The organism is Pseudobutyrivibrio sp. ACV-2 (assembly GCF_900107545.1).
Lineage (GTDB): Bacteria > Bacillota > Clostridia > Lachnospirales > Lachnospiraceae > Pseudobutyrivibrio.
Genome location: NZ_FNQZ01000012.1, coordinates 76,604 through 85,030, shown reverse-complemented (window position 1 = coordinate 85,030; position 8,427 = coordinate 76,604). Strand labels below are relative to the sequence as shown.

The 8,427-nt window shown below is 37.3% G+C and carries 9 protein-coding genes, 1 rRNA gene and 1 riboswitch; of the genes, 3 read left to right on the top strand and 7 right to left on the bottom strand.

What is annotated here, in order from left to right:
* The 4 genes from BLV53_RS12465 to BLV53_RS17070 all read right to left on the bottom strand — a co-directional run.
* Positions 1 to 66: ribosomal RNA gene (locus BLV53_RS12465) — 16S ribosomal RNA — on the bottom strand; the annotation flags it as partial.
* Between the two features lie 635 nt (positions 67 to 701).
* On the bottom strand, positions 702 to 902 hold the full coding sequence (locus tag BLV53_RS12460) for a hypothetical protein (RefSeq protein ID WP_090301357.1): 201 nt from the start codon (positions 900 to 902) through the stop codon (positions 702 to 704).
* Between the two features lie 72 nt (positions 903 to 974).
* Positions 975 to 1,808, bottom strand: coding sequence for a YitT family protein (locus tag BLV53_RS12455; RefSeq protein WP_090301368.1), 834 nt, complete (start codon positions 1,806 to 1,808; stop codon positions 975 to 977).
* 2 nt (positions 1,809 to 1,810) lie between these two features.
* Positions 1,811 to 1,984, bottom strand: a complete 174-nt coding sequence (locus BLV53_RS17070; protein ID WP_170830850.1) for a hypothetical protein — start codon at positions 1,982 to 1,984, stop codon at positions 1,811 to 1,813.
* Positions 1,985 to 2,146: 162 nt separating this feature from the next.
* Positions 2,147 to 2,242: riboswitch (THF riboswitch) on the top strand.
* A 69-nt stretch (positions 2,243 to 2,311) separates the two neighbouring features.
* On the opposite strand from BLV53_RS17070, the gene BLV53_RS12450 reads away from it, so the two are divergent.
* Genes BLV53_RS12450 through BLV53_RS12440 form a run of 3 tightly spaced genes read left to right on the top strand, consistent with a single transcriptional unit; the run spans position 2,312 to position 4,659 of the window.
* On the top strand, positions 2,312 to 2,830 hold the full coding sequence (locus tag BLV53_RS12450; protein ID WP_090301355.1) for a folate family ECF transporter S component: 519 nt from the start codon (positions 2,312 to 2,314) through the stop codon (positions 2,828 to 2,830).
* Positions 2,827 to 4,143: a bifunctional folylpolyglutamate synthase/dihydrofolate synthase gene (locus BLV53_RS12445; RefSeq protein WP_090301353.1), complete on the top strand. Its 1,317-nt coding sequence runs from the start codon at positions 2,827 to 2,829 to the stop codon at positions 4,141 to 4,143. Before BLV53_RS12450 ends, BLV53_RS12445 begins: the two co-directional genes overlap by 4 nt.
* Positions 4,144 to 4,146: 3 nt before the next feature.
* A complete protein-coding gene (locus BLV53_RS12440) occupies positions 4,147 to 4,659 on the top strand; it encodes a helix-turn-helix domain-containing protein (protein ID WP_090301351.1) in 513 nt (170 codons plus the stop codon).
* Positions 4,660 to 4,723: 64 nt separating this feature from the next.
* On the opposite strand, the gene BLV53_RS12435 is transcribed toward BLV53_RS12440, so the two are convergent.
* From BLV53_RS12435 to BLV53_RS12425, 3 genes are all read right to left on the bottom strand, one after another.
* Entirely contained in the window at positions 4,724 to 6,364 is a 1,641-nt protein-coding gene (locus BLV53_RS12435) for a glycoside hydrolase family 9 protein (protein ID WP_090301349.1), read from the bottom strand.
* A 147-nt stretch (positions 6,365 to 6,511) separates the two neighbouring features.
* The gene (locus BLV53_RS12430) at positions 6,512 to 7,057 is read right to left on the bottom strand and encodes a BMC domain-containing protein (RefSeq protein WP_090301347.1); all 546 of its coding nucleotides are present in this window, start codon (positions 7,055 to 7,057) and stop codon (positions 6,512 to 6,514) included.
* A 12-nt stretch (positions 7,058 to 7,069) separates the two neighbouring features.
* Complete coding sequence (locus BLV53_RS12425; protein WP_090301345.1) at positions 7,070 to 8,413, bottom strand: 4Fe-4S dicluster domain-containing protein; 1,344 nt, start codon at positions 8,411 to 8,413, stop codon at positions 7,070 to 7,072.
* Positions 8,414 to 8,427 lie beyond the last annotated feature (14 nt).

Below are 8,427 nucleotides of genomic sequence, written 5' to 3'. Positions count from 1 at the left end.
TTCGACTTGCATGTGTTAAGCACGCCGCCAGCGTTCATCCTGAGCCAGGATCAAACTCTCATGTTAATTATATAAGCAACCAAAGTTGCTTGAGTTCAATTCCAGGTCAGCACAAAACTGACTTGTTTACTGTAAATGTAAGAATCAAAGATTCTTACTAGAATATGAATTCAAGAATTCATATTCGCTTAATAAAGGTTTCGTTTCTTTAAGAAACTTAAATGAATTTCAAGGATACATGTTAACTATAAATAACTTGTATTAATTCAAGGTTTGTTTCACTGTTCAGTTATCAATCTTCATTTATTTTTTACTCTGTGTGACTTGCTGTCCCTCAGTGCTCGATTATAGTATCACCTGTAAGTCTAGATGTAAAGCCTTTTTTTAATTTTTGCTCAAAGTAAATCTATTTGGCGCAAACAGCAGTTTTGTGCGAATTGCGTCAACATTATAAACAATTCTATGCAAATACTTATCCTCAGCAACTAAGTCTAGCAATATATCTACATCTATATATAAGTACATATATAATATAATGATAAAAAATAGAACTCAATAAACTATATCGAGCTCTAACACATATTATGCCAGTTTTTTGACAAAATATGCCATAATATAATATTCAAGTATTAAATATGCTATTATAATAATCGATTGATAACATTCTCTCTCCTAGCCTCTCTTGGCTTGGTTGAGAGAATTTATTTTATATAATTATCAATCATCTCCTGAGCAAGCTGCTTTGCTCTTTTTGTTAAAAGATGTTCCCGGTATGCTAGATAGTCCTCGACATCACTGGTCTCTATTTTGCCTTCACGTAAGGCAGTTCTTAATTCAATATACACATTACAATACTCTTTAGCGACTTCTAAATCATCTTTCTCAATTACCATTCCATCCATAGCTCATCCCTCCATTGATTGATGATAGCATTAACATGTGTTTTATTCGTTAACACAAAGAGAATTTCATAATCATCTTAGTATCTCATCTATGGTAGATACAGTACTGAAACTTCCTGAATGAATGGAGATAATTTCTTTCATTATTGGGAGTTCAAAATAACTTATATAACAAAATAAGGTATTATTTTCTCCCGCAATAGCTCCTCTGGAATCCATGATGGTACAGGTTTTATTTAGTTTATCTTTGATATCTTTTATAATACCTTCCGGGTCTTGTGTGATTATTGTAACCTGTTTGATAGCTTCGAAATGGTCTGTGTAGTGATCTATAACTGCAGTTGCCACAACATACACGAGTAAGCTCAAAAGCGCTGCTGTAGCATCAATCACAACAAATACTGTCATATATACTATGGCATTAAATGCTAAAAGAACTGGCGTCATGCTGTAGTTTCTACCAGTTTTATCTGATAATTTTTTTACTATAATATTTGCCAGGATTTCTGAACCATCGATGCAGCCTCCACTTCTTAAAATAAGTGACAAGCCAGCGCCTAAAATAGCGCCTCCAAAAGCTACTGCCAGAAAATGTTCTGTATTTAATTCGAATGGAACCGTTTCAAAAAAATCGATTCCTAATGTATATATAATAGAACCTAGCGTTGCTTTAATTGTAAAATTTTTTCCTAGAAAAATATAACCGGCTATTATGAATGGAAGAAAAACTGCTAATACACAAATAGGAAGATGGATACCTGTTAGTTTACTGATGATAATTGCTACACCGGCAGTACCATAATCAATAGCATCATTTGGAAGTAAAATTAAAGCTACTGAAAAGCTGGCCATAATAGCCCCGACTATTATGAAAATATAGGATAGCAATCCTTTCTTTATTTTCATTTTCATGATTCCCCCTCTATGTCTATGTGTATACTCATGTCTATGGATGAAGATTTCAGCTTATCTTTATTAATCTGTCTCTTAGCGTTATGAAGGACTTCCCTAATTTTTTCCAAATCTTCATATTTATCATCAGATGAGTAAGATTTATTTTCATTATTGCAATTAAAATCCATAACTCCACCCACTTTCACTGTGATTTAAAGTGTACCAAATTTGTTTGAATAATCAATGAATGTCTCATTATTGATAATAATGATTTTAAAAATCTACAAATTAACTCATAGCTATTGCAATGGTAGATAGTTAAACGTATACTGTAGCCAAAATAATAGAAATGCAGAGTAGAATTTAAAGCGTTAAGTGCCGTTTGTACAGGGAGTTGACAGATGGACGAAGGTTTATCCGCGGTTTTAAATTCGCATCCCGCTGCTACATAGCAAGGAGTATGATAATACACCTTCATTGTAGGAAAAGGAAACTGCAAAGGAGGTGTATTTTTTATGAAAAAATTATTTAACACAAAAACACTTACGATTGCTGCTATGCTTACAGCAATAGGCATAATTCTTGGGTTCTTTAAATTACCAATTACTCAACTGATTGAGATTCGTTTTGGATCACTTCCAGTTGCCATGGCAGGAATGATGTTTGGGCCAGGCGTAGCAGGAATAGTTGGAGCGCTTATCGATATAGGAGGCTTTCTCGTTAAGCCAACTGGTCCATTTTTTCCCGGGTTTACTATAAGTGGTATAGTAAGTGGCATTATATTTGGTGTTATGCTTCATGATAATAAGTGCACCTTCTTAAGAATCTTTGCGACTCAGGCTATACATACCCTGATTGTCGGAATTATTATGAATAGTTTTTGGCTAAATCTTCTTTATCTGAAAAACGGATATTTAGCGGCTATCATCGCAAGACTTCCGAAAGAACTAATCATGATACCTGTCATGACTGTGCTATTATACACTGTACTTAATTCTCTGGAAAAGGTAGGAATAAGAAAGCTAGCGTTATGAAGAATTATACATATGAAGAGGCAATTATTTTTTTCAAGAATATGCCCCATTTTGTGCCACCATCAGGTGGAGGGGCTAAAAAGGATTTCTTTTCACTTGATGCAGAGCTTGCACTACTTGAAAAACTAAATAGACCTCAGGATAAATTAAAATATGTTCATATTGCAGGAACCAACGGAAAGGGGTCTACCACCGCATATCTAGCCAATATTTTAAAGGAGGCATCTGTTGTTACGGGTGCCTTTACTTCACCATTTTTATATCGCTACAATGAAATGTTCAAGATTAATGGTGTTGATATTTTAGATGAGGATTTCGCCAAAATATTCTCTATTGTAAAACCTTGTTATGATGAATTGCTTGAAAAAGGGATTTTTGTAAGCGAATACGAATTTCTTACAGTCATGGCCTTTATGTATTTTTTAGATAGGCAGTGTGAAATTGTCCTTTTAGAGGTAAGCATGGGGGGAAGGATGGATACAACAAATGTCATTCCAGCTCCTCTAGTTACAATCATTACACCTATTAGCTATGATCACATGACCATTTTAGGCAACACCCTTGGTGAGATCGCCACGGAAAAAGCTGGTATTATAAAACCGTATACTTGCGTGGTATCTGCTATGCAGGAGGAGGAAGTTATATCCGTCTTAATGGATAAATGCATTACTGTTTCTAATGTTGCTGTTCCTATAGAATTTATTAAACAACCACGCCTAATAAGCCGTGACATACATGGGCAGTGTTTTGAAGGCAGCGACGGGGACGAATACTTCACTACCATGCTCGGAACTTATCAGATAAACAATGCAGCTTTAGCCATTGCCGCAGCAAAAAAACTTTCCGGTATGGGATACAGCATATCTAAAAATGCTATAAAAAATGGTATCGTAAATACGAAGTGGTTTGGACGCTTTACGCTACTTTCTGATAATCCTCCTATCATTATTGATGGTGGTCATAACAGACAGGGTGCCCAGGTCTTACGAGAGTCGTTAGATGAATATTTCCCTGGAAAGAAGATTACTTTTGTGCTGGGAATACTTGCAGATAAGGAAGTAGATATTATTCTTGATGCTCTGATACCTATAGCAAAGAAATGTTATACGGTGGCTGTTCCAAACCCGCGCAGTATGGAGCCCGAAAAGCTAGCTGATATGATTCGTGCCAGAGGTGTTGATTCAGAAGCACTTAATGAGCAATCTGATTTGCATAAAATAATAGATAATTCAGAAGTGGTTTGTATTGCAGGGTCATTATATTTGTTTACTGATAAAAAAATAGATATAATGATACAAAACAGGGAGGATTAATCTATGGGAAGGAAGTCTACTAAAGAAGATAAAAGTATATATTTTAGAGCTAGAGAAGAAGCTGGATTAACAAGAGCTCAAGCAAGCGAATTAATCGGGTCCATGACTGAAAGCAGATTAGAAAAACTAGAGACTGGAAAGGTAGCCGTTTATCCCGAGGATGTAATCGATTTGGCTGATGCTTATAAAAAACCGGAGCTATGTAATTACTACTGCACTCATGAATGCAGAATAGGTAAAGAGACTGTGCCTGAAGTAAAAACCTCTTCACTACCAGAGATTGTACTTAGTATGCTTTCTGCGCTTAATTCTCTCAATAATCAAAAGGAACGTCTAATAGACATTACTGCTGATGGTATTATTTCTGATGATGAATTGAAAGATTTTGTCACCATACAAAAACAGCTGGAGCAGATTGATTTGACTGTGGAATCACTGAAGCTTTGGGTTTCAAATATGATTGCGGATGGCAAGATTAATCAGGCAAAACTATTTGAGTTGTCTAAAAAAGAGTAAACCAGAAAAATCATTAAATGCCCTACATCTTTTTTGAGGTGTAGGGCATTTTTTGTGTAGAACATTAAGCTAACAATCCAGCCAAAGTAAATACTAGTGGCGAATTCCAATATATTGTAATTTCATTGAGTGAATAGCAGTCCACGTGATCAATATAGCATTTCATAGGTGGTGTATCCTTTGGCAAAGTTTGTGCCTGTTCATCCTGTAGACCTGTGTTTGGGCCGCCAGATACAAGCCCAGGCCATGGTTCTTCAATGTCATCCACTGCTGTAGGGCGAAGATGTGGATTCTTGAAGGCTTTCTCTCCACTTCCTGTGACATAACTAACATCCATGCTGTTGCAGCCTAAAAGATAATCCAAACCAGCTGTTATAATTTGCAGATATTTTTCTTCTGGAGACAATTTATTTGCAACTGTAAGAATCATCATATATTTCAATAACTCCATATTGCTTCCCCAAATGAAATCCTCTTTTGCCATAGGCAGCCCGAAACCATTGGCTGTGGAAATGTAGTAGAGTCTGTCCGCTTCTTCTTCAAAGCTTTCCTCTGCAAGGGTCAATAAGTCACTAGCATCACCCTTTAAAATCAAAGACAAGGAACCCAATCCAGCTACATCTCCCCATCCAAAGCATGTAAATACATTTCCCTGATAACCCTTGTCTGAGTTGTCACTATCATAATCTTCCAGGGATTCCTTAAAATCTACAGCATCCGCATAATACTTTTTCTCACCTGTGGCTTCATATAATGCGCAGGCAGCCCAAAATCTGTTAGAAAAGTCTTCAGGCTCTGGGTATTCTCCTGTGTTAGAGCCTGTAGCATTGGAAAATAGCAATGGTGCTGGATTTTTCTCTAACCAGGAATAGGCTTTAAAAGATTTTTCTAATAGGATATTTGCATATGAAGCATCATAATCCTTATACACAGTGTACGCTAGGGCAAAAACTGCAGCTATATCTGCCGTGGCAAGAGATGAAGCTGGAAATAAGAAAAGTTCTTCCTTATCTTCCTCTGGCATTATAAATGGAGCATGATTAAAGGTGGTTACTTTGTGCCACACACTTCCATCATCTTTTTGCATCTTCATGAGAAAATCAAGCTCCACCTTTGTTTCAGCCAAAATATCTGGCAAAACTCCATGATCGCAGGTTACTGATGGAATATCAAATTTTACGTCTAACAGATTATTAAATAACCTAACGCCATATAGAAGATGTGCTACTGCAACAGCACCAGCTGTGGAATACCTACCATAATCACCAGCATCATGCCAACCACCACATACATCTACAGGTGCTGTGTCCTCTCCGTACACTGTGGCTTTAGTGAGATGACAAGGCTCATGATAATATTTGCCTGAATGTTCTTTATCTAGGCCTTCACCACATCTAAGATAATAAAAGCATTTGCAAACATCATGCATAAGCTTTGAATATACGTCCTGTGAAATGAAAAAATTACAGCTGGATACATCGTCCACTACTACTGTATATTTTCCTGGTTCATTAAGAGGACTAAAATCCGCAATATAGGTATCCTCCCCAGAAATATCATCTGTTCCAAAATGCAAAGTGGTGCCGGAATATACAGTTTCATTTTTGTCATTCACAATCTTATAATTTTCGCAAGGAAAATTCATAACTGCCTTTTTGTCACTAGACGGCAAAAATCCCACTTGATTGACCAATACATTTCTCATTTTCTTTTAATCCCCCTGATTGTATTTTCTTAATAATACCAACTTAATTATTAATGTAATACTAAATATATGTTTATAATAGCAAATCTATGTACAAAAAATAAGGCTACCTGATTTTTTGAAGGTAGCCTTTTAAATGTTCTTATTCTAAAGTAATGTTTCGACCAAATCCGGATGCGGATGTGCAATCACAATCTCACTAATCAGCAATCCATTTTCTTTGGCCTCTTTAGTGCCTGCAGCAACGCTGGCCTCTACTGCAGAAACATCACCTGTCAAAACAACAAATGATTTTCCACCTATTCCAGTGCCAAGTCGAACCTCGATAAGTTCAACGCCGGCAGCTTTTACAGCAGCATCTGCGCCTATAACAGCCTGCACCACAGAGAAATATTCCATTACTCCAATGGCTCTGACTTTTTCAGGCATTGTAGCCAAATTGATGGCTTCGATAACCTGTGGATGCACCCTTGGGATTACCAGTTCGTCAATCAGAGAACTGCCAACCTTTTCTTTTCCTGCATCCATTGCAGACTGAACTGCAGAAACCTCACCGCTTATCATTATATGGTATTTACCCGGGCAGCTTGGACGAGCGACAACCAATCTAACCTCAGCTGCCTTTAGCATTGCATCTGCAGCTTCAACTCCCCTGGCAATACTGTTACTTTCCAGAAATCCTATTGTTATCATGTGTGCCTCTCCTTATTTTCCAATTACTACCATACCATTTTCAATTGCTTTTACAGTTCCTGAAATAGATGCATGTATATTTGCACCTAGAGCCTTTTCAGGAATTTTTCCTATAAGTGTACCCTGTGTGACAGTATCACCTACATTTACAGTGGCCTCTGAAGGTGCGCCAATATGCTGTTGTAGAGGGATTCTTACTGTGCCAGGATTTAATTCCTTAAGCTCTCGAATAGTATAGTCGTAATATTTTTCAACACCAAGTCTGGCCGCGATTCTGTGAGATGGAATTCTACGATATTCTCTGTCTTCACGACTTCTAAAGATGGTTTCAGTGTCTTTTTGATATCTAAATCCGCTTTCACGAAGTGCCTTTTTTACATATACATTTACCTGTCTTGGAGCAAGTCCCATTGGGCAGGCATAGGCTTCGCAGACACCACACTCACTGCAGGTCATGGCTTCCTTAATGTCTTTATCTTCCAGAACTTCAGATATATCACTATAGGCAAGCTTTCTCATTATTTTGTGTGGTGATAATGGATGGCCACTCAAATATCTAGGACACATAGATGTACAGGTCTGGCATTGAATACATGAACCTTTTGCACGTTTTAAAATCGAATGCAAGGATGTTTCACGCATAGCAACAAGATTTGTATCATCTGGAACAATCACAATTCCTGATGTGGTTTTTGTAACATCGTATTTGTCCAAATCCTCTTTTCTATATAGCTTTCCCATGAGAGGACCGCCTGCAAGGATATGGTAATCCTGAACAGTAGGTCCACCTGCAGCCTCTATACAGGCTTTGAAGGATGTACCGATAGGCGCCTTGACGATGATTGGATGTGCCACAGCGCCTGTTACAGTCAGATATTTTTCTGTAAATGGAACCCCCTTTGATGCCTCGTATATCCCATACATGGTAGCTACATTTGAAACTACAGCTCCTACATCAAGAGGAATTCCTGTAGGTGGTACTGTTCTGCCTGTAACCTCAAGAACCATAATCTGTTCATCACCTGCAGGATAAAAGTTCTTAAGCGGGAAAAGTTCCACTCTACTATTTTTTTTATTAATAGCATCCTGAAGAGATGCAATTTCATCTGTATAGGTTTCTTTTAATGCTATAAAAAGCTTTTCTGCTTTAGTAATTTCTGCCACCATTTCAACTGCAGAAATAATCTCATCGGCCTTGTTTAGCATTAAATACCGGTCTGTACGAAGAAGCGGCTCGCACTCTGCCGCATTTACAATCAAATATTCAACTGTACAATTTAGCTTTACATGGGTTGGAAAACCTGCACCACCACATCCGACAATTCCGGCATCTTTAATTTGCTCTATTAACCCCATAGCAACTCCTTTTT

What these genes read in the sequence shown, in the direction of transcription:
- BLV53_RS17070 (WP_170830850.1), bottom strand. Translation starts at nt 1,984, where the DNA reads ATGGATTTTAATTGCAATAATGAAAATAAATCTTACTCATCTGATGAT.
- BLV53_RS12430 (WP_090301347.1), bottom strand. Translation starts at nt 7,057, where the DNA reads ATGATAACAATAGGATTTCTGGAAAGTAACAGTATTGCCAGGGGAGTT.
- BLV53_RS12460 (WP_090301357.1), bottom strand. Translation starts at nt 902, where the DNA reads ATGGATGGAATGGTAATTGAGAAAGATGATTTAGAAGTCGCTAAAGAG.
- BLV53_RS12450 (WP_090301355.1), top strand. Translation starts at nt 2,312, where the DNA reads ATGAAAAAATTATTTAACACAAAAACACTTACGATTGCTGCTATGCTT.
- BLV53_RS12440 (WP_090301351.1), top strand. Translation starts at nt 4,147, where the DNA reads ATGGGAAGGAAGTCTACTAAAGAAGATAAAAGTATATATTTTAGAGCT.
- BLV53_RS12425 (WP_090301345.1), bottom strand. Translation starts at nt 8,413, where the DNA reads ATGGGGTTAATAGAGCAAATTAAAGATGCCGGAATTGTCGGATGTGGT.
- BLV53_RS12445 (WP_090301353.1), top strand. Translation starts at nt 2,827, where the DNA reads ATGAAGAATTATACATATGAAGAGGCAATTATTTTTTTCAAGAATATG.
- BLV53_RS12455 (WP_090301368.1), bottom strand. Translation starts at nt 1,808, where the DNA reads ATGAAAATAAAGAAAGGATTGCTATCCTATATTTTCATAATAGTCGGG.
- BLV53_RS12435 (WP_090301349.1), bottom strand. Translation starts at nt 6,364, where the DNA reads ATGAGAAATGTATTGGTCAATCAAGTGGGATTTTTGCCGTCTAGTGAC.